Here is a 20,114-nt window from a genome sequence, read left to right on the forward strand (position 1 = left end):
CATCAGACCAAACAGATATTATGGATAAAGTAGCATAAATTCAGGCAGTCTGACTGTGGTCAAAGCTGCCTGTTTGCAAGAATTTTTTATATGATTTGTTTAAAAAGATCAGTTATTTATTCTGCATCTTTGACTGCGACAGCTTCGCCAATGGTATAGAAGTGACCACCGGCGACATGATGAATACTTTTCCATTCTTCGCTGACTTCATGATAGAACCAGTGCCCATCACGGAACACCCGGTCATCAGCATAAGCGGCAATGACCTTACCAATAAACAGGTCATGGGCCTGCTGGTTATGTGGCTCGGAAATTAGCTCACATAAAATCCAGGCAGCACAACCTTCTACAACTGGGATCTCTTGATCTGCGAATTTGAATAACTGCACACCGGACCGCTCCAGTTTGTCTGGGTCATTGTACAGACTCAATATTCCCAGGCTATAGACCATTTCCAGCTGTTTGAGTGTTGGAATCTGCAGGGCAAAGTAGCCAGAATTTTCAATTATTTTTCGGGTCTTGGTGCTTTTATCCAGCACTACGGTGACTTTTGCTGGACTAAATTCCAGTGCACATGCCCAGGCAGCGGCCATGACATCAGTGTCTTGTCCATCATTGGCAGACACCAGTACTGTTGGACCGTGTGTAATCAGGCGATAGGCTTTTTCTAAAGGTACAGTTTGAATATGTGAATTGTTCATAAAGAACCTTAATGAGTGAAAAGGGAGAAAAATAAATCATTTGATTTACAGCATATAAAATTCCCCTTCTGGAAAAAAGCTTTTAAACTAAACACCTACATACAGGAGTAAAGAAAATGAAAATGTACCAGGTGGATGCTTTTACGACGGCTCTATTTAAGGGAAATCCTGCTGCAGTCATCGTGCAGGATGCTTGGCTGGATGATCACCTGATGCAGAATATTGCCTTGGAAAATAATCTGTCTGAGACTGCTTTTGTCAAAGTGCTGGATGCAGAAAATTATGAAATTCGCTGGTTTACACCGACCAAGGAAGTGGATTTTTGTGGACATGCCACATTGGCCAGCAGCTTTGTATTATTCAAGGACTTTAGCTCTGCAAAAACCATTTATTTTCATGTCAAAGATCTGGGTATTTTTACAGTACGCCAGGATGAGGATGGCAAAATCCGGATGAATTTCCCGATCCGTCAGCCTGAACTTATCAGAGATTATCCGGAAGCTTTAAGACAGGCCCTGACGAAACCTTTTAAAAACGTTTATCTGAATACGCAAGGTTATATTATTGAATATGAATCAGTGCAAGATGTATTAGAAGAGCAACCCAATATTGAATTGCTGAAGCAGCTGAATGGAAAAAGAACCGCGATTACAGCGGCGGGTCCATTACTGGATGTCGCGATTACCGCTGGCGATACCCAATATGATTGTATATCACGTTATTTTGCACCGAGTAACGGGATTAATGAGGATCCGGTAACGGGTTCAATTCATACCGGGATTGCACCGATCTGGGCGGAGAAATTAAATAAAACTGAACTGGTGGCTTATCAGGCCTCTCAGCGTGGCGGTGTATTGTATTGCGCATTAAAAGAACAAGGCCGCATTGAGATTTCAGGTTATGCCAAACTGTTTATGCTGGCCGAACTTTATATTTAATTAATATGCTCAATAAAATACCGTGAAATTGCGCGGTATTTTATTTGGCTTCTCATAATAAAGACTTTTCTCTAAGATCAGAGTGACTGTAAATAAAAATTCACACTTAAAAATTTGGATGAACAATGCAAATACGCTTTAAACGTTTAAGCTTGGCGATTTTATTATCTGGCTGGACAGCGGCCAGTTTTGCACAGCCGGTATTGGTGAAAACAGAACAGAATATCGAAGAATATCGACTGGAAAATGGCTTAAGAATTATTCTTGCGCCCAACGTGAAAGAAAATAAAGTGTTTATGAATACGGTTTATCTGACCGGTTCACTGAATGATCCGCAAGGCAAAGGGGGCCTGGCGCATCTGCTTGAACATCTGGCGTTTAAAGGCACGGAAAATGTGAAGGGAGATGAGTTTCAGCGCCGTCTGGATCAATATACCTTAATGACCAATGCCAGTACTGACTATTACTCAACCAAATATACCAATGTGATTCGTCCTGAGCAGACTGCGGTCAATGAAGTGATTTTCCTTGAAGCTGAACGTATGGACAAGCTGGTCCTGCAAGAAAAGTATGTACCGACTGAAATTGATATCGTGAAACGTGAGCGTGAAATCCGTCTGGATCAGCCATTTTCCGTACTGATGGATCAGGTATTTAAATCAGCTTATGGCAATCAATATCTGGGACGATTACCGATTGGCGATTTGAACGAACTGCAATCGATCAAGATGCAGGAGCTGAACCAGTTTTATCGTCACTGGTATGCACCGAATAATGCCCTCATGATTATTTCAGGCAAATTTAATAAAGCAGAAGTGCTGAAGCAGATTGATACCCATTTCAGTCCGATTCAGTCCCGCAAAGTGCCTGAAGCGGTGAAAGTACCTGCGCTAAAACCTGAACAGATCAAACAGCGTGAATTTACCGTGCAAAAGGGTAGTGATCTGGCCAAATTTAATATTTATCTGAACCAGTCAGAAGAAAGTATTAAAACCACGCTGGCCATGTCTCCAATCTTATATACCTTGCAACCTAGCGGACACCTGTATCAGAGTCTGGTCGAGACGGGTAAGACCACTACAGTGCAGTCTATGACCTGGCTGGATAAAGATTTTAATCTGGTGTTTATGGGTGCTATCTATGCACCAAACCATCAAGTCAAGCAGGTTGAGCAGGGTTTGATTCAGGGTGTAGAGCAGAGCCAGCCATTTAACGAAACCGAATTAAACCGGGCTAAAAGTCTGACCCGGAACCAGGCGGACAATGTTAAAAACAGCGCAACCGCTTTAGGTTCGCGTTTGAGTGAATATGTAGTGGCTTATTCAGGTGACTGGAGCCAGTATTTTAAAGATCTGCAAGCCATAGAAAAGCTGGATGTCAATCAGGTCAATCAGGTGTATAAGGCATTCTTTAAGCCGGAATATCGTATTTCTGGCAATATCTTGCCAACACCAGAAGATCAGAAAAAAGCACAGGAGTTGACCCAGACTGAAGTGTCGGCTCAAACTCTGGATCAGCAGGCTGAAGCAGCAGAACCGCTGAAAAATGTCAGTGTCTATCAGGCAGAAGTAAAGCAGTATGTGGCGCAGTCCAAGCAATATTTACAGGCCAAGGACAAACAGATTCAACGTGGCAAACTGAAGAATGGCATTAAATACGCTTTATTCCCGACCCAGACTCAGGATGACAAAGTTTATGCCACTATTGCGCTTAATTTTGGTACGGCACAAAGTTTGTTCAATAAAGGTGAGATTCTGGATCTGACAGCTTACTTATTGCTACGTTCTTCTGAAACTCAGAGCTTGCAACAGATTGCCGATAAAATTATTGAGTCTGGTGGTTCAGCAACGGCCAGTTCCTCTGAAAATGGCATGAGCATTCAGATCAGTGCCAAAAAAGAGAAGTTTGAAGAATTTTTCCAGTATGTGCTGGATGTGCTCAATAAACCGGCCTTTGAGCAGAGTCAGTTTGACCTGATTAAAGGCCAAAGCCTGTCTGCGTTAGACCGTCCTTATACTGAGCCCAATATGGTGGCAGGCCTGACCATGTCTCGCGCGACCGAGATTTATCAGCCGGGTGACCTTCGCTATCATTTTGAACCTGAACTGGCAAAAAAACAGATTCAGGCTGCTACTCGTGAACAGGTCGTAGCGCTGTATCAGCAGTTCTTTAATACCCATCATGCCCAGATCGCAGTGACCGGGGAATTTAATCCGAAGTCCGTGAGCAAAGTACTTAAAAATAACTTTGCGAGCTGGAAAGCAAAGCAGCCTTATGAGCGCTTAAGTGGTCAATATACAGTTTATCCGGCACAGAAAATCCATGCGTTATCTGAACAGCGTGAGTTCGGTCATTATCAGGCTGTCATGACATTCCCTGTCGGTGCAGAACATGTAGATTTGCCAGCCATGCTGGTCTTCCGGCATATTCTGGGTGATTCTCAGTTGTCTTCACGTTTAGCACAGGAGCTGCGTGAGAAAAATGCGCTGGTTTATGGCTTCAGTGCCAATGCTCAGTATGATGAATGGATTGACTCAGGCGCATTAGGCATTCAGGCAAATTATACGCCTGGCCGATCAGCACAAGTGTCTCAAGCTGTGCATAAGGTATTGAATGAGCTTCTGGCCAAAGGGGTAACCGAGCAGGAAGTTGAAGCAGCGAAAGCCACGATTTTGAAACAGCGCGTCACTGCACTGGAAGATGATCGCCGTATTCATAGCATGCTGATTCCACAGTTGGAAAAAGACCGTAATCTGGTTTACCGGGAAAAACGTGATCAGGCGATTGCTAAACTGAGTAAAGCTGATATTGATGCCATGATCAAAAAGTACATCAAGCCGGATCAGCTGGTTGAGGTGATGGCTGATCAATATGGTAAGCAAGTGAAAACATCATAGTGTTAATAAAAAAATCCCCTCGAATGAGGGGATTTTTATTTTTCAATATAAATAAAAGCTCCAATTTAAGTAACTTTTCTGGTAAACAGGATTCCACCTAAAACGCCAGATAGCACAGCGCTGGGTAAGCTCCACCAGAAGGTGGCAAAAAGAAATAGGAAAATACCACCTGATATTAAGATTGCTCCGAAAGCGATATCTTTATTAAAGGGTAAGTGAATAATATGTTGGTAATAGTAGGATGCGATTCCACTAAAACAGATCACCAAGCAAGTATATAAAAGTTTTTCTGACAAGGGACTAGAGATCATTTCTTCCCAGAGCATATGTATTTTCCTCCTTTTTTTAAGGATTCAGACTCTTATTCTTATAATTTATAAAACGCTTTAGCATTTTCATAAAAAATCGGCTTTAACGCGTTTTCATCATAAGCCTGCACAATATCGCTAAAGGCATCAATAATGTTAGTGAGTGAGCTGCTGACACTGTCCATTGGGAAGTTGGATGCAAACATCACGCGCTTAGAACCAAAGCAGTCTAAAGCATGCTGAATCAAGGGAGTTGCACGTTCCACTAATTCCTGTTTACTTGCCAGCCGTTTTTGCGTGTGAAAATCATGTCCCAAGACTGGCATAAACAGGCCAGACATTTTGGTCGATACATTCTGACATTCAGACAGTTCTACCAACTGATCTTTCCAGTCTGCAAATATCTGGGTGCGATCTTGTTTGGTCCGGCCTGTAGCTTTGCCCACCTTGCCAAATAAACCTGCGGGCGTACCAAGATGATCCAGTACGATGGGCGTTTCAGGAAAGGCTTTGGCCAGCGCAGTAACATCTGAAATCTGGGTAGAGTACACCCAGGCATCAAAGCTTAAATCTTGCTGGGCCAGTTCTTCAAAGCCTTTCAGGAAATCTTTGTTACGATAGAGATGCGGTTCATCTGTCCAGGCATGAATTCCTTTATCTGGGTGTACCGCAGCCATTTTACGAATACCGCGTAGTTTCGGCGAAACTTCCTGATGTAATTGCAGTAGCTGTTTAAAGTTTTTTTGACGAGGGTCAGCTGTAGCCACAATGCCGCCTAGCTGAATATTCTGTTCAGCAAAAGGCAGCCCGGCAATAAACCTGGTTTCATTAACCACGCCCGTGCCTTTATGTTCATGCCAGCTTGCTTCTATATGCACAATCTGCTCCACCTGATAATGACCGATGTCACGTTTATAGTTTTCCGGTAGATAAGGCGCGGTCAGATGTTCGGTAAGGCCAATGGTATCAATCACTGCTTTGGGCTTGATCAGCCGTACCATTTTGTCCAGCAGTTTGGGATGTTTGCCAAATAATTTTACGGCAGAGGCTGCGGCATGCGGTGTGGTATAAGGGTCCCACTGATGAATATGCGGATCTATAATCGGAAAGGGCAGTTGCTGCATGATATTTTTGATCGTCGTTTAATTTTTATTCATTTTTTATAGGATAAATGCAGCATTAAAGTCAAATTAAAAATCAAAGATTTAAAAAAAGCCCCGTAGGGCTTTTATTAATGATCGTGGTCGTGTTGATGCTTGTTGGCATGAAACTCTTCATTACGACGGAAACGTAAATAGTTTTCAAACTGCTCACAGTATTCATCATAGTTATCTTCCAGCATCATCTGAAATTGCTGCAAGATATAAGACATGACCTGATCTTTAGCGTCGCGCATCTCGTTACCATCTTTGAAATTGTTGGCAGCGACCCAAGTATTAAAGCGGGCAGTACCAAACAGCATTGCGGCGCTGACTTGACCACGTTTTTCTGCCGGGTTTTCCTGAGAGCCTTTTTCTACACGGCTAAATTCGTTGGCCTGTTTAATAAATTCATCAGCACGTTCAAAGAATGCAGCATTTAACGCTTCTTCTTCGGTTACATCGGTTGCTTCAATCTTTTGAACCATGAATTTTTCCTGATAATAAAATCTTAATCACTAATTATAGGCAAAGCCTTGCAGAAACTAAACCTTTGCCTTAATCTAAAAATAGCCTAAGCAATATAAATGTGAATCTCATGCAAGATGCAATTGCTGTACAGAGTCTGAAAAGTGATATTGCCTTATTGCGCCAGAATATCTGGCCACCAGCCAATTTGGCCAATGTGGAAGGATTGCCAATTTATTATGGCACCAAGTCGCAGGTCGAAGAATATTACAGGCAATGGCTGGGTCTGATTGAAAGGGCACAAGACTTGTTTCAGCCTTTTATGGAAGATGAAGTCCTAGATGCGATTCATTTGCCAAGTCATTTGAATTTGCCTTTATTCTATTTTCATGTAGACCGCATCCGGATTAATAAAACCCGCGCCAAAGAATCCAAAACTTTTCGAGGCATTGCCAGCCTGATTGAAAAATGTGGGCAATTTGAACCGGAACAGATTCAGGCCATGCAACGCTGGCTAGACAGTGATGAGACGGCGGCCTTGGTGGCACATCGTGAATTTGTAGATTTGCGTACTTATGTGTTCCAGCATGGTCAAAGTGAATACACCCGGACTCGATTCTATGTGAATGGCATCGTCCTCAGTATCGAACCACATTTTGAACTGGTCGATGCCCGTGATAAGCCGCGTAAGCAGCGCAGCGATAGCTATAGTGATCCATTAGCCGATAACAATACCTGGAAAGTGTACGGCAAATATCGCTAGAGCAATTTTGCCTATTTATCTCTTACCAGAATGGTTTAGTGTGAGAAAATTTCTGTAATTGCTTAGCGGCCTGTCCTGACAGGTGCTGCTGTTCTGCAGTAAGCCATCCGATGACAAACCATGCCTTGGAGTGTTTTTTGGCATAAGGTCTATACAGGCTTTCTGCGACAAACAGGTCATTATAGTGACCCAAAGTTTCCTGTAAGGGTTTTAGCGCTTTCAGATATCTTTTGACTTCCTTTTCAGGAAACAGGCTTTGCAGAAATTCTACATTATAACGCAAGCGCTTAACCCGCTTGCGGGTTCGGTGGCGCGATTCAATATCCAGTTCCTGATAGTTTTCTGCATCTGCACAGACTTTCTGATGCAGTTTGCTGAGTCCTTTACACAGGATTTTATGTGAGGACTTTTGCTGGTTTTTACTCTGATCCTGACTAAAACGTAGCAGCTCCAGTATTAGCTCCATCGTGGCGGGCTCTCTGAATAATTGGCTAATATCTGCCTGATCCTGTTGGGCAGGAGGTAACTGCAATACTGGTGAACCCGCAGCTTCTAGCTGAAGAAGCAGACTTTCAGCCAAAGCATCGCGATCCCGGGTAGAACCCAATTGCTGGAAAATATTTCGTAACTGATCCTGCCATTCCTCTGGCAAATCCTGATGATAGGGCTGGAAAATTTTTAAGGCACTGCGTAAACGCCGGATAGCGACGCGGGCCTGATGCACATGGTCACTGTTGTAATTCTCTAGCGCAATCGCTGTCGCATTAGGAAACAGATGAGTCAGACAGTTGGTGATAATTTTTTGCAAGATATGATGAATATCGTCTTTAGCTGCGAGCTCTAAGGTTGTCTGATGCTGGACCGGAAGATCAGTTTTATTATTCAGCAGAGCATAACCACGTTCAGATTTGCTGCGTACATCCAGCCATAACTGATAACGTTGAATCCAGGGTTTAACAAAATCAATTAAGTCATCAAGTTTGCCACTTTTGAGCTCAAATTCAACTTCATAAATATCCAAGGTTTGGCCCTTAGAACGAATCTCACCTCTATCCAGTGCAATTTCAATCTGACTTCCTCGGTAATCTTCAATCCAGAGATCTCGCTCTACATCAGTTTCAAATTGTAGAGTCAGAGGTGTATCTAGGGTGTGAAGGGCCTGTTTTAGAATCTTCCGAGCCTGTTTATGCTTGGCATAAGCTTTTAAATCACAGTTGTCTGGTGCGGTATCCAGTCTTTCTTCCAGCTCAAAGCGTTCAAACTGATGCTGGCTCGGTGCTTTTAAGGTCTGAAACCATTGCTGATCTTCCAGACGCTGCCGGAGTGCAATTTTGTGCTGCTGTAACTGCTGATCGGAAGTATCAAAGTATTTGGCACATAAATGATGTCGAGTCGGCCCGTACTGCTGAAAATCTTGTTCGAATTGGTGACGTATACTTTGCGGAATCTGGAATTTGAGTTCGATTTCTGCCATCGGGCCATTCCTTCTCGATAAAGCTCATAACAACCAATATAGACCAAACAACAAAAGTATTGTGATGTGCTTGTGCAACAAAAAAGCACGCCGTAGCGTGCTTTGAAAGTCAGTTAAATACTTATTTAAGGAATTTGCGGCTGACCAGAAACTGTTCTGTCGCTTCCAGTAATTTTTGTGCATAAACTTCCTGTTTTGCGGTCAACCAACCCAGCACAAACCAGTCGCTGGCTTCCAGTTCGGTCTGTTGAATATAAGCTGCAGAAGAGGCTAGTGTCTGATATTCATTTGCTGCCTGCTGTGCATCATTTAACGCCTTGCTGTATTTTTGCAGGTTTTTGACATCATAAATTGTGGTCAAAATCGGGAAGCTGAATTTTAATTCCTGAATGCGAATGGACAGCAGATCCAGACTCTCAAAATTGGTAATATCAGTCTGGTTCATCTGTTCCTGCAAAACTTTGTATTGTTGCTGCAGGGTAGTTTGCGCTGCAGATTTTAATTCCAGCGGCTTAGCTTCATCTGTACTTAAGCTGAAGATCAGCAATTCCAGATAGTGATGCACATTCTGGGTGGATTTCACCAGATTGCCCAGCTTCTCTTTGGCATAGAGAATATCTTTAGTCAGGTTCTCTGCGGTCGTAGGATTTTGCAGGAAGCCAGCCAGAGTGTTTTGCATGTGCTGTAAATGTTGCAGATGTTCAAACTGCTGTTTAAAGGCAGACAGCTGATGAGCCCATTTGTCTGAAACCTGGGTATGCCAATCTTTAAACAAAAGTAAGGTCAGATAGAGATGATCCAAGGCCTGTTGTGCCTGATCAATATGTTCCTGCTCTGCCAATTGCGCGGAGATTGCCGCAATATTGGGCAATAGATGCTGCATTTGCTGGGCCACCAGATGACACAGGTTTTTACCCGCACTATCTTTTTTACTGATCTGGAATTCTTTGGCAAAAGTAGCGGGACTCACGTTCTGATTAGTTGCTAACAGATTCCCGATTTCTGCTTTACTACGTACATCCAGCCACAGCTGATATTTTTTGACCCATTCAAAACTAAAGGCGAGTAAATCCTGAATTGAGCCATGCTTTAACTCGAATTCAACTTCATGCACTTCCTGTTCAGCATGAGGCGTGCGAATGCAGCCGATATCCAGGCTGACTTCGATTGATGTGTTTTCATATTCAATCACGCGCAAGGTACGGGTAATATCGGTTTCAAACTGCAATTGCAGCTGGTCAAACTGATCACCTAAAGCGCGATTAAGCAAGGCTTGCGCTTCAGTAGACGGGTTGTAAATACTCAGGTCCAGCTCAGGCGACTGTTCTAATTCACCCAGATCATGATTATGCTCGAAACGTTCAATGTGGCTTTTGCCTGCCGCTTTTAACGTCTGAACCCAACGACTGCCTTCTAATCGCTGACGTAGGGCAATTCCATGTTGGGCCAGTTGACGGTCTGCAGTATCATAGTATTTGGCTTGAAGCTGGATCTGTTGAGATTTCTTGGGATCAAGTGCCTTAAGCAGGGCAGTACGGCGTGCCGCGGGAATCTGGAACTTGAGTTCAACTTCAACCATGATAATCATCCTGTCTATTCAATTTATTGAAAAATATTAAAAAATAAATTGAATTTTTATTCGCTTGCATGAAATTCCGATATGAAACGGAAGAATTTTTTAGACTTTTGAGCGGCTGATTGTAACGAAAAACCAATCTGATGTAAGACTTGACCGATTGAAAAAAATGGAAATGGAAAAATTAAAATGCTGATTTCATTCGCCGGTTTCTACTGAAAGCATGACAATTCAATATCTAAGCCAACTTCAGGAACAGAATTGCATGAAAATAAAGGTACTTTTAATTGCCTAAATTATGCGCTAAGGTGAAGAAAAAAGATCAGGATGATGATAATGAATGCACAGGTGCAGCCGAGCAATGAGATTGCAGAACTGACTTCTCCACAAATGCCGATTCGTGACTATCATGAATTTTACCGGTTTTATCTGACTGAGCATCGCCATATCATGAGCCGCCGTTTGCATGTCGCAGGCAGCAGTATCGGTTTATATTTTTTTAGCAAAGCCCTTCATCAGCGTAAAGCCAAATATCTAGCCTATGGACTACTCTCAGGTTATGCCTGTGCCTGGATTGGTCATTTCATTTTTGAAAAGAATAAACCGGCCAGCTTTAAACAGCCGCTATACAGTTTTATTTCAGACTGGCGTATGTTTGCCGATGTATTACGTGGTAACCTGAGTCTAGTTGATCGTAAGCACGACAAAATTCCAAGTTAGGGCTTATGACGTTTTATCGGATTTATGCTTAAGTATTGCAATAAAAACGATAAAAACACTTGCAAGTGTAGAGTTATTATTCTATTAATTGTTTTATTGCTTATTCAGTATTTTATCAAAGAGTATAATTCACTGAATAAATCAGTTTTCCAAGCCTGGAGCGACCTTCTCCGGGCTTTTTTTATATTTAAAAAAATAGAAAGATGTGCAGTGCATTATTTTTAATTTATCTGAATGATTTAGAAAATATTCACGAGATGAATGAAGCAAGTTTGAAAGATGAGATGGTCGGTTCTGCTTAGATGGGTCGATCCTTTCTAGCTTTGACACGTCTCCCCATAAACGGTTTACCCAAAGCTAGAAAGGATCTGGTAGATAAAACACAGCTTTTGCTTTTCTATTTATGTGTTGTGTTCGAACTTATTTAAATCCTTTAATGCATGTAGACCTATCCCTGAAATTGGGTATTTTGAAGTTTTCTTTAAGTTTTTGTGATTAATGGTATTTCAGCAATTTTATAAACAGGAATAGTAACATCCGGACATAAAAAAATCGCTTTCAGAATTTTGCAACTTCTCCACTAAGTTATCTGCAAAATCCTAAAAGCGTTTGTCGGAGGGCGTAAGCATTAACACTTTATCATTATTGTTATAAAACCATTAAAACGTAAATTCTCGTAGCCGCCTATCACTGAAAATAGGGATATTGATCAATCACCTGTATAAAAAGTACAAATAATAATCTAATACCTGAATCGGGTATTATTCAGTGTTTAGGATGGGGAAACTCGCCCATTTATGCCTATAATAGCGTATGTATTTTGAATGGCGGCAGTCATGCGCGGTTTGTATTTAATTACCAATGATGATCCTATTGAACTTCTCCTAGCAAAACTTGAAGGTGCAATGGCGACTTATGAAGTTGCGGTACTTCAGTATCGTCGTAAAAAAGTAGCGAAAGAAGATCAGGCTTACGAAATCGAATATATGAAACAAATGTGTGAACAGTACAAAGTTCCATTTGTGATTAATGACGATTTGGGAACTGCAGTAAAATATGGTGTAGGCGTGCATTTGGGTCAGGATGATGGTTCAATCCAGGAAGCTGTTGAACGTTTGCCCAAAAATGTATTGATTGGCCGCAGTTGTAATAATTCACTTGAGCTTGCTGAACAAGCCATTGCTGATGGGGCTAATTATGTGGCCTTTGGCGCGATCTATGCGACTGATACCAAGCCAGAAGCAGGTAATATTGGTTTAGAAACATTGAAGCTGGCTAAAGAAAAATTGAATGTGCCAATCTGTGCCATTGGTGGTTTGACGGTTGAAAACGGTAGAGAAGTTATTGAAGCCGGTGCAGATCTTTGTGCAGTCATTAGTGATGTCTTAGGTCGCTCAATGTCGACTGTCGGTCAACGTGTATATGACTGGTCGGAACTATTTGCTGAACAAGCTTAATTTTTATTTCTTATTGTATTTTTGAGTTGAGTGATTCTCATGAGTTTATCTCCAAAGCAAGAACAACTATTTAAACAAGCCAATAAACATATTCCGGGTGGTGTTAACTCACCTGTACGTGCCTTCAATGGCGTGGGTGGTACGCCTATCTTTATCGAGAAAGCCCAAGGTGCTTATCTGTACGATGTCGATGGCAAGCGCTATGTGGACTATGTCGGTTCATGGGGGCCAATGATTCTGGGTCATGCGCATCCTGCGATCATTAAAGCGGTGCAAGATGCAGCAGTAGATGGTTTAAGCTTTGGTGCACCAACCGTGCATGAAACCACTTTGGCGGATATCATTTGCGACATCATGCCATCTATTGAATTGGTGCGTATGACCAATTCCGGTACTGAAGCAACGATGACTGCGATTCGCTTGGCGCGAGGTTATACTGGCCGTGACAAGATCGTAAAATTTGAAGGTTGTTATCATGGGCACTCTGACTCGCTGCTGGTAAAAGCAGGTTCTGGCCTGTTAACTAAAGGTGAAGGTGAAGCGACTTCTGCGGGTGTACCTGCTGATTTTGCCAAACATACATTAACTCTTCCTTATAACGACATTGCCACTTTAAAAGAATGCTTTGCCAAGTTTGGCTCTGAAATTGCGGGTGTGATTGTTGAGCCAGTAGCAGGGAATATGAATCTGGTGAAACCGATTGATGGTTTCCTGCAAGCGATACGTGATGTCTGTGATGAACATGGTTCAGTATTCATTATTGATGAAGTGATGACCGGTTTCCGTGTCGGTCTGGGTGGTGCTCAGGCACATTATGGCGTGACTCCTGATTTAACGACTTTGGGTAAAATCATTGGTGCAGGTCTGCCAGTTGGTGCTTTTGGTGGTAAACGAGAAGTAATGGAATGCATCGCGCCATTAGGTAACGTGTATCAGGCAGGTACTTTGTCTGGTAACCCACTGGCGATGCGTGCTGGTATCGAGATGTTTAAACATCTGCGTGAACCAGGTTTTTATGAAAAATTGACTGCACAACTTGAAAAACTTCTTGCAGGTTTACAGGCAGCTGCGGATGAAGCAGGTATTCCATTCAAGACCCAGCAAGTGGGCGGTATGTTTGGCCTGTACTTCACGGATCAGGAAGACATCACTAGCTTTGATTCAATGCTGAAGTGTGATGTTGAAGCCTTCAAAAAATTCTTTCATGGCATGTTAAGTCGTGGTGTGAACCTGGCTCCATCTGCATTTGAAGCAGGGTTTATTTCAGCTGCGCATAGTGATGAAGATATTGAATTCACGATCCAGGCGGCTAAAGAAACTTTTGCTGAAATGAAAGCTTAAGTTTTAAATCCTTCCTAACCCTCTCCTAAAAGGAGAGGGAACATAAGCCCGAATTCCTTCGGGCTTATTTTATTCTTTTAATTAGACCGCAAAGATTTGAAATTGATAAATTAGAAATTGGATAGTTGAATGAAAACCAAACATTATTTGACCTTAAGCGATGCTGAGTTTTTATTAAATCAGGCCTATGAATATGCGCTAGAAAATGGCTTTAATGTCAGTATTGCTGTCGTTGATGAAACTGGTAATTTGCTGGCAATGAAGCGTATGGATGGGGCTTCACCGATGACAGCAAACCTGTGTCTGGAAAAAGCACGTTGTTCTGCCATTAGTCACCGTCCATCCAAGCTGTTTGAAGATATTATCAAAGGTGGGCAAATGGGCTTTCTGACCATGGATACTTTCTCGGGTATGTTGGAAGGTGGTGAGCCGATTATGTATCAAGGTCAGGTGGTTGGTGCGATGGGTGTTTCTGGCGTGAAGTCTTTCCAAGATGCTGCGATTGCTCAGCAGGCGATTGAGAAGTTTTTGGCACTACAAAATTAGGTGTTAGTAATTGGAAAATAAAAAATCATCGTGAGTATGAATAAATTTAACAAAGCCCAAGTTGATTCGCTTGGGTTTTTTTGATTTTAAGTAATAAAATTAATGAGAATTATCTTAATATTTTTATAAAATTAAAGTTTTTAATTTAGATAATCTGTTTTTATTTAAAGTATATTTATATCTGTTAATTATTAAATTAAAGACTAACCTAGAAATACTGGAATTTAATTTATTTATAAATATATTTATGTTGTAGGTCGAGAAATCATTCTTGTTATTAAGCTTCTTAAAAGAAAGATATAAATTATAATTTTGTCATTATATTTGTATATTCCATTTCTCATAATAACAGGGCTTTTTAAGTACGAATAATGTGCTTTATCTAAGTCTTGTACAGAATCATGATTTCTGTAAATTATTCCATTTTTACAACTGCTTCCCAGTATTCTTATCGTTTCTTTTTTTTCAATTTGATCAATAGCATTTGTATAAGCAATAGGGCCAGTCGTAAGTAAGACCCCTTTCCACCCATATTTAAATTTTAATACGCTATATTGTTCAATATTTTGGGTTATTATTTCAATAACTTTATAAATATAAGAATTATTAGCTGAGAAAATGATATTCCATTGTTGAAACTCTCTACCTCTTTTAATCTCTTTATGTAGTCCAAAATGCTGATATTGAGAACTCCCACCTTGCCATTCAAAAAGTAAAAGGTCATCTGTGGGTAAAATTAAATGACTAAGGGGTATAGTGGTATAACTTTTAACATCAAAATATGCTCCACCTGACTTATATATGAGTAAATAGCGAAAATAATCAGCTTGGGCAGCCCCGTATTCAGGATTTATACTTAAAAATGCATTTAAATATCTACTTGAATAATTTTGTTTTATAAAATCTAACATATTTTGATAATTATAAAATTGATAGTGCCAATCAGGATTATTTTTCTTTAATAGATCTATAGCTTGTTTTTCTTCATGTGTTAAGGCATTAATGCCTTTAGTATGTATTTGATGTATTATTTTTGGAATTTTCATATGAAGCTCCGAATAAATAATTATTTTTAATTTTTATTATAAAAATTTAATAGATAATATATTAGAAGGTATTATTAATTGTGATTTGAAACTTATCATTCCTATTAATCTAAGCTAGCATAATGAACTTTTGCAATAAGCTAAATAGATAAAACTCCCATGCTCTATACAATGCCCAGAAAAATTCAAATTGCTCCATCTCAAGCCAAATGGCAGCTTGCTGCTACAGATTCAGTCTTGGTCTTGGTTGGGCTGCATAATTTAAGAATGCAGACCGGGATTCAAGAGACTGAGCTGATGAATAATCTGATTCAGATCAGCAATAAAGCTAAAGCACTTGATATTCCCATTGTCGACCTATATGGCGATGATTTAATGCAGGGTATGCAGCAACTTGGAGAATATGCTTCAACTCATCCACAACTGATTTTTGCCGGACAAATCACACCGATGCTGAAACAGATCTTGCCACATCTGCAAAGTGTGACAGAACAAATTTGCATAATTAATGATGCAATTTTGATGCCTAGTCAGGAACAGCATATCCAGTGGATTGAGAATATATCGGCACAAGCTTTGCATCATATGAACAGCTATAGTCTGACCCGATTATGGAACTTAAGTGCGCCGTCAGAATATGTATTGTCAACTAAAGGCATCATGTTGGCAGTAGCTGAACAGCTGGATATGGATGCGCTGGAAATTGATCCTTATGCTGATTTAAAGCAGTATGGACTGGACTCTGTAGCAGTAGTCAGTCTGGTTGGCACATGGCGTGCGCATGGTGCTGATCTGCGTTATGAAGATGTGCTGGAACACCCGTCATTACATGATTTAGTGAGCTTTGTAATGCAATCTGCACGTCGATAATCGCTAATTGGGTAATTTTCTTAAAATAATCGGAAATTTCATCGCCATTTACATAAATGCGCATTGTAATTATCACTCAAGCTTTCTATTATGGCCGCCTTGTTTTTCGCGATCAGCGTGGGATTGAACTTTGAGTAATTTTCTAACCGAACATCTGATACATCGTGATGAAGATTTTATGGTCATCCATAAGCCTGCAGGCTTACTCACAGTGCCCGGTAAAACAGAAGATTTACAAGATTGCCTGATCAATCGCCTCATCAAATTGGAACCTAAAACTTTACTGATCCACCGCCTGGATCGAGACACTTCCGGTATTTTAGTATTTGCCTTAAGCCGTGAAGGGCAAAAATCCATCTCCCGCCAGTTCCAGGAACGCCAAACCGATAAAACCTATCAGGCCATCGTGGCTGGAACATTAGAAGACAAGGGTACAGTTGATGTGCCTGTCATTTACGATCCAAGCCGTCCGCCACTGCATATTGCTGAACCGAATCATAATAAGCCGGCTATTACAGAATGGCAGGCCATCGAACATTTTGAAATTCAGGGGCAAGCTGTGACTCGGGTGAAACTGACTCCGATTACCGGTCGTTCACATCAGCTCCGTGTACATATGCAATATCTCGGGCATCCGATTATTGGCGATACCTTGTATGCAACGCCAGAGCAGCAACAGCTTAGTCCGCGTCTATGCTTACATGCCGAGCGTTTAAGTTTTTATCATCCTAAAACACAACAGTTAGTTGAATTTAATTGTCCGGCTGAATTCTAGGAAATACTTGTTTAATCGACGTGAATTATGCTCACTTTTTAGTGGGCTTTATGTCAAAATACATTGCTTGAAGGTGTGAAATTTTGCTCAAATGACGTTTCGTGATTGAGCCTGATATTCATAATCTTGTACTTAAGATAAAGGTGGAAAAATTGCAGCAATTTGCTATTGGTCAACGTTGGTTATCAGATACTGAAACAGAACTCGGTTTAGGGGTTCTCATTGATGTTGATGAGCGATCGGTCAGCATTTTATTCCCAAAAAGCGATGAAACTCGCGTCTATGCTCGCAGTAACGCACCCTTATCTCGTATCGTATTTAATGCAAATGACGAGCTGCAAGATCAGGAAGGTACGATCTGGACCGTTGAGTCAGTTGAAGACCGAAATGGCGTGGTGCGTTATCACGTGGTTCGTACTCTTGAAGATGGCACAGAAGAACGTAAAGCTTTAAATGAAACCCGTGTAGGCGCAACGATTCAGTTGTCTAAACCTTTAGACCGTTTACTGGCCAGCCAGATTGACTATAAAGAATGGTATGACCTGCGTATTGAAGCCTTGCTGATGCAAGCTAATATGCAAACCAGTCCATTGCGTGGCTTGGTCGGTTCGCGTGTAGGTCTGATTCCACACCAGTTGTATATCGCACATGAAGTCGGTCAGCGTTTTGCACCGCGTGTTTTACTGGCGGATGAAGTTGGCTTGGGTAAAACCATTGAAGCTGGTCTGATCATTCATCAGCAACTTAAAACTGGCCGTTCTGAACGTATCCTGATCTTGGTTCCGGATTCACTGCAATATCAGTGGATGATTGAGATGCGCCGTCGTTTCAATCTTGAATTCTCCCTATTTGATTTGGCGCGTACTGCATCGATCAAAGAGCATGATCCTGAACTAAATCCATTCCTGACCGAACAGCGCATTATTGCTTCTGTGGACTTGATGGTGGATCACGAAGATCTACGCGAACAGGCGATTGAGGCGGGCTTTGACCTGTTGGTGGTCGATGAAGCGCATCACCTGATGTGGTCTGAGGAAGAAGGCGGCAATGACCGTTATGATCTGGTTGAAGAACTGGCAGAGAAAACACCGGGCGTATTGTTATTGACTGCAACACCTGAACAGCTCGGTGTGGAATCTCACTTTGCGCGTTTGCGTCTGCTTGATCCACAACGTTTCAGTTCATTGGACCGTTTCCTGGATGAAGAAGAGCAGTATCAGCATACTGCTAAAATCGCTGAAGTACTGATGTCAGACCTTCCACTGGAAGCAGAGCATTTTACTGCGATTGAAAGCCTGCTTGGTCATGCGATTGAAGATACTCCGGAGCAACGTTTCCGTGCGATTCATGAATTGCTAGACCGTCATGGTACGGGTCGTATCCTGTTCCGTAATACACGTGAAGCAATTCAGGGCTTCCCTGGCCGTGACTGTCAGCCAGCGCCTTTGCCAGCACCAGAAAACTGGTCTAAAGATGGCAAACTACGTGAACAGATGTGGCCGGAAGAATCTCAACTTGATGGCTCGTGGATGGAAACCGATCCGCGTGTAATGTGGTTGATGGAAAAGCTACGTACTGATCTGAAGCATAAAAAAGTATTGCTGATTGCACGTAGTGGTCCAGTGGTTGAAGCACTGGAAAATGTATTACGTCTGCATGCAGGTATCCGTACTGCCATGTTCCATGAAGGTATGAGCCTGCTGGAACGTGACCAGGCAGCGGCTTATTTTGCTGAAGAATCTTATGGTGCACAGATTTTATTGTGCTCTGAAATCGGTTCAGAAGGCCGTAACTTCCAGTTTGCATCTGACTTGATTCTGTTTGACTTGCCAGCCAATCCGGATGTACTGGAACAGCGTATTGGTCGTCTGGATCGTATCGGTCAGGAAAACCGTATCCAGATTCATGTGCCTTATCTGGTGGGTACTGCACAAGAACGTATGTTCCGCTGGTATAACGAAGCGTTGAATATTTTCAGCAACATTTCTCCAACGGCGCAAACGCTGCAAGAAAACTTTATTATTGCCCTGAAAGATTGCTTGCTGGCAGATAAAGGTCAGGAATTTGAAGATCTGCTGGAAGAAGTCAGTGTGCAACGTGAAGCGCTTGAAGCTGAATTGCAGGAAGGTCGTGACCGTCTGCTTGAGTACAATTCTTGCCGCCCCGTCGTGGCACAGGAAATTGTCAATGCACTTGAAGACTATGATGACAATACCACCTTGCCAATGTTCATGAAGCGTTTCATGGCATCGACCAATATCGATTTTGATGAACAAAGCAATGGTACCGTGATCATCAAGCCAACGGATCAGATGCAGGTACAAGGTTTAACCCTGGATGAAGAGGGTATGACAGCCACCTTCTATCGTGATCAGGCTCAGATCCGTGAAGATGCTCAATATCTAACTCTAGAACATCCACTCACTGAAAGTGTGATGGAAATGATCAATACTCAAGGCTTTGGTAGTACCAATGTTGCAGTCTTAAAATCTGCAGCATTACCACAAGGTTCTGTATTGATGGAAGTGTGGTTCAAGGTTGATGTGGTTGCACCAAAAGCACTGAACTTACCGTCAAGCTTGCCACAGCAACTGATCCGTGTATTGCTCAGTGAAAAAGGTCAGGATCTGTCTCAGAAGATTGCGCCTGAAATCCTGAAACCTTATCTACATCATTTAGATGGCAATAGCTGCCGTCAGGTAGTGAAAGCACGGCGTGAAGTAATTGAAGCACGTTATCAACAAGCATTGGAACTGGCTCGTTCAGCATTGCCAAACTTCAAGCAGCAGGCTAAAGAAGTGTATGGAAATAAATGGCAGTATGAAATTGACCGTCTAACTTACCTGAAACAGTTCAACCCAAGTATCCGTGAAGATGAAATCGCACGTTTACAGAAGCTGCAAAAAGAAGGCTTGAGTTTGTTAGAAGGTTTATCCGTAACACCTGAAGCGATTCAGGTAATGGTCGTGGTTAAACCATAAGTCTAATGAATTATAAAAGCAGCTTTCGGGCTGCTTTTATTATGGCTGAAATTTAAAGCTTCATGGAGTGCTTGGTCGGGCCGTGCTAGCTGATATTTTCTGTATTGTTTAGAA

At 41.8% G+C, this 20,114-nt stretch carries 16 protein-coding genes; 10 read left to right on the plus strand and 6 right to left on the minus strand.

The window, feature by feature from the left end; translation table 11 throughout:
- Positions 1-116 precede the first annotated feature (116 nt).
- Positions 117-701: a flavin reductase family protein gene (locus AC4MBN_RS05580; protein WP_419365600.1), complete on the minus strand. Its 585-nt coding sequence runs from the start codon at positions 699-701 to the stop codon at positions 117-119.
- 116 nt (positions 702-817) lie between these two features.
- Between AC4MBN_RS05580 and AC4MBN_RS05585 the strand changes: the two genes are divergently transcribed.
- Positions 818-1,639, plus strand: a complete 822-nt coding sequence (locus AC4MBN_RS05585; RefSeq protein WP_419365601.1) for a PhzF family phenazine biosynthesis protein — start codon at positions 818-820, stop codon at positions 1,637-1,639.
- Between the two features lie 125 nt (positions 1,640-1,764).
- Positions 1,765-4,536 carry a M16 family metallopeptidase gene (locus AC4MBN_RS05590; RefSeq protein WP_491880801.1) on the plus strand — a complete coding sequence of 924 codons (2,772 nt, stop codon included), beginning with the start codon at positions 1,765-1,767 and terminating at the stop codon, positions 4,534-4,536.
- A gap of 367 nt (positions 4,537-4,903) precedes the next feature.
- On the opposite strand, the gene AC4MBN_RS05595 is transcribed toward AC4MBN_RS05590, so the two are convergent.
- On the minus strand, positions 4,904-5,968 hold the full coding sequence (locus AC4MBN_RS05595; RefSeq protein ID WP_491880802.1) for an amidohydrolase family protein: 1,065 nt from the start codon (positions 5,966-5,968) through the stop codon (positions 4,904-4,906).
- Between the two features lie 107 nt (positions 5,969-6,075).
- The gene (locus tag AC4MBN_RS05600) at positions 6,076-6,471 is read right to left on the minus strand and encodes a DUF3144 domain-containing protein (protein WP_004786347.1); all 396 of its coding nucleotides are present in this window, start codon (positions 6,469-6,471) and stop codon (positions 6,076-6,078) included.
- Positions 6,472-6,581: 110 nt separating this feature from the next.
- On the opposite strand from AC4MBN_RS05600, the gene AC4MBN_RS05605 reads away from it, so the two are divergent.
- Positions 6,582-7,214: a hypothetical protein gene (locus tag AC4MBN_RS05605; protein ID WP_491880803.1), complete on the plus strand. Its 633-nt coding sequence runs from the start codon at positions 6,582-6,584 to the stop codon at positions 7,212-7,214.
- Between the two features lie 22 nt (positions 7,215-7,236).
- Here the strand turns inward: AC4MBN_RS05605 and AC4MBN_RS05610 are convergent, their stop codons facing one another.
- Together AC4MBN_RS05610 and AC4MBN_RS05615 are read right to left on the minus strand one after the other, a co-directional pair.
- Positions 7,237-8,688: a CYTH and CHAD domain-containing protein gene (locus AC4MBN_RS05610; RefSeq protein WP_491880804.1), complete on the minus strand. Its 1,452-nt coding sequence runs from the start codon at positions 8,686-8,688 to the stop codon at positions 7,237-7,239.
- A gap of 121 nt (positions 8,689-8,809) precedes the next feature.
- Positions 8,810-10,267: a CYTH domain-containing protein gene (locus AC4MBN_RS05615; RefSeq protein ID WP_491880805.1), complete on the minus strand. Its 1,458-nt coding sequence runs from the start codon at positions 10,265-10,267 to the stop codon at positions 8,810-8,812.
- A gap of 333 nt (positions 10,268-10,600) precedes the next feature.
- On the opposite strand from AC4MBN_RS05615, the gene AC4MBN_RS05620 reads away from it, so the two are divergent.
- The 4 genes from AC4MBN_RS05620 (at position 10,601) to AC4MBN_RS05635 (ending at position 14,328) form a co-directional block, all read left to right on the plus strand.
- The gene (locus AC4MBN_RS05620) at positions 10,601-10,984 is read left to right on the plus strand and encodes an Mpo1-like protein (protein WP_034705228.1); all 384 of its coding nucleotides are present in this window, start codon (positions 10,601-10,603) and stop codon (positions 10,982-10,984) included.
- An 836-nt stretch (positions 10,985-11,820) separates the two neighbouring features.
- On the plus strand, positions 11,821-12,441 hold the full coding sequence (thiE, locus tag AC4MBN_RS05625) for a thiamine phosphate synthase (RefSeq protein WP_419365623.1): 621 nt from the start codon (positions 11,821-11,823) through the stop codon (positions 12,439-12,441).
- Between the two features lie 39 nt (positions 12,442-12,480).
- On the plus strand, positions 12,481-13,782 hold the full coding sequence (hemL, locus tag AC4MBN_RS05630; RefSeq protein ID WP_125279557.1) for a glutamate-1-semialdehyde 2,1-aminomutase: 1,302 nt from the start codon (positions 12,481-12,483) through the stop codon (positions 13,780-13,782).
- Positions 13,783-13,911: 129 nt separating this feature from the next.
- On the plus strand, positions 13,912-14,328 hold the full coding sequence (locus AC4MBN_RS05635) for a GlcG/HbpS family heme-binding protein (RefSeq protein WP_491880806.1): 417 nt from the start codon (positions 13,912-13,914) through the stop codon (positions 14,326-14,328).
- 245 nt (positions 14,329-14,573) lie between these two features.
- Here AC4MBN_RS05635 and AC4MBN_RS05640 read toward each other — a convergent pair whose 3' ends face one another.
- Positions 14,574-15,374, minus strand: a complete 801-nt coding sequence (locus AC4MBN_RS05640) for a glycosyltransferase family 32 protein (protein WP_491880807.1) — start codon at positions 15,372-15,374, stop codon at positions 14,574-14,576.
- Between the two features lie 159 nt (positions 15,375-15,533).
- Here AC4MBN_RS05640 and AC4MBN_RS05645 point away from each other — a divergent pair, with 159 nt between their 5' ends.
- The 3 genes from AC4MBN_RS05645 (at position 15,534) to rapA (ending at position 20,000) form a co-directional block, all read left to right on the plus strand.
- The gene (locus tag AC4MBN_RS05645; RefSeq protein WP_491880808.1) at positions 15,534-16,244 is read left to right on the plus strand and encodes a phosphopantetheine-binding protein; all 711 of its coding nucleotides are present in this window, start codon (positions 15,534-15,536) and stop codon (positions 16,242-16,244) included.
- A 178-nt stretch (positions 16,245-16,422) separates the two neighbouring features.
- Positions 16,423-17,019 carry an RluA family pseudouridine synthase gene (locus AC4MBN_RS05650; RefSeq protein WP_491880943.1) on the plus strand — a complete coding sequence of 199 codons (597 nt, stop codon included), beginning with the start codon at positions 16,423-16,425 and terminating at the stop codon, positions 17,017-17,019.
- 143 nt (positions 17,020-17,162) lie between these two features.
- Positions 17,163-20,000: an RNA polymerase-associated protein RapA gene (gene rapA, locus AC4MBN_RS05655; protein ID WP_419365610.1), complete on the plus strand. Its 2,838-nt coding sequence runs from the start codon at positions 17,163-17,165 to the stop codon at positions 19,998-20,000.
- Positions 20,001-20,114: the final 114 nt, after the last annotated feature.

This window comes from Acinetobacter sp. CAU_H_60 (assembly GCF_058599385.1).

Excerpts from the sequence above, each read along its gene's own strand:
- AC4MBN_RS05605 (WP_491880803.1), top strand. The coding sequence starts at position 6,582 with ATGCAAGATGCAATTGCTGTACAGAGTCTGAAAAGTGATATTGCCTTA.
- AC4MBN_RS05585 (WP_419365601.1), top strand. The coding sequence starts at position 818 with ATGAAAATGTACCAGGTGGATGCTTTTACGACGGCTCTATTTAAGGGA.
- hemL (WP_125279557.1), top strand. The coding sequence starts at position 12,481 with ATGAGTTTATCTCCAAAGCAAGAACAACTATTTAAACAAGCCAATAAA.
- AC4MBN_RS05640 (WP_491880807.1), bottom strand. The coding sequence starts at position 15,374 with ATGAAAATTCCAAAAATAATACATCAAATACATACTAAAGGCATTAAT.
- AC4MBN_RS05645 (WP_491880808.1), top strand. The coding sequence starts at position 15,534 with ATGCTCTATACAATGCCCAGAAAAATTCAAATTGCTCCATCTCAAGCC.
- thiE (WP_419365623.1), top strand. The coding sequence starts at position 11,821 with ATGCGCGGTTTGTATTTAATTACCAATGATGATCCTATTGAACTTCTC.
- AC4MBN_RS05580 (WP_419365600.1), bottom strand. The coding sequence starts at position 701 with ATGAACAATTCACATATTCAAACTGTACCTTTAGAAAAAGCCTATCGC.
- AC4MBN_RS05590 (WP_491880801.1), top strand. The coding sequence starts at position 1,765 with ATGCAAATACGCTTTAAACGTTTAAGCTTGGCGATTTTATTATCTGGC.
- AC4MBN_RS05595 (WP_491880802.1), bottom strand. The coding sequence starts at position 5,968 with ATGCAGCAACTGCCCTTTCCGATTATAGATCCGCATATTCATCAGTGG.
- AC4MBN_RS05610 (WP_491880804.1), bottom strand. The coding sequence starts at position 8,688 with ATGGCAGAAATCGAACTCAAATTCCAGATTCCGCAAAGTATACGTCAC.
- AC4MBN_RS05600 (WP_004786347.1), bottom strand. The coding sequence starts at position 6,471 with ATGGTTCAAAAGATTGAAGCAACCGATGTAACCGAAGAAGAAGCGTTA.
- AC4MBN_RS05650 (WP_491880943.1), top strand. The coding sequence starts at position 16,423 with ATGGTCATCCATAAGCCTGCAGGCTTACTCACAGTGCCCGGTAAAACA.
- AC4MBN_RS05620 (WP_034705228.1), top strand. The coding sequence starts at position 10,601 with ATGAATGCACAGGTGCAGCCGAGCAATGAGATTGCAGAACTGACTTCT.
- AC4MBN_RS05615 (WP_491880805.1), bottom strand. The coding sequence starts at position 10,267 with ATGGTTGAAGTTGAACTCAAGTTCCAGATTCCCGCGGCACGCCGTACT.
- AC4MBN_RS05635 (WP_491880806.1), top strand. The coding sequence starts at position 13,912 with ATGAAAACCAAACATTATTTGACCTTAAGCGATGCTGAGTTTTTATTA.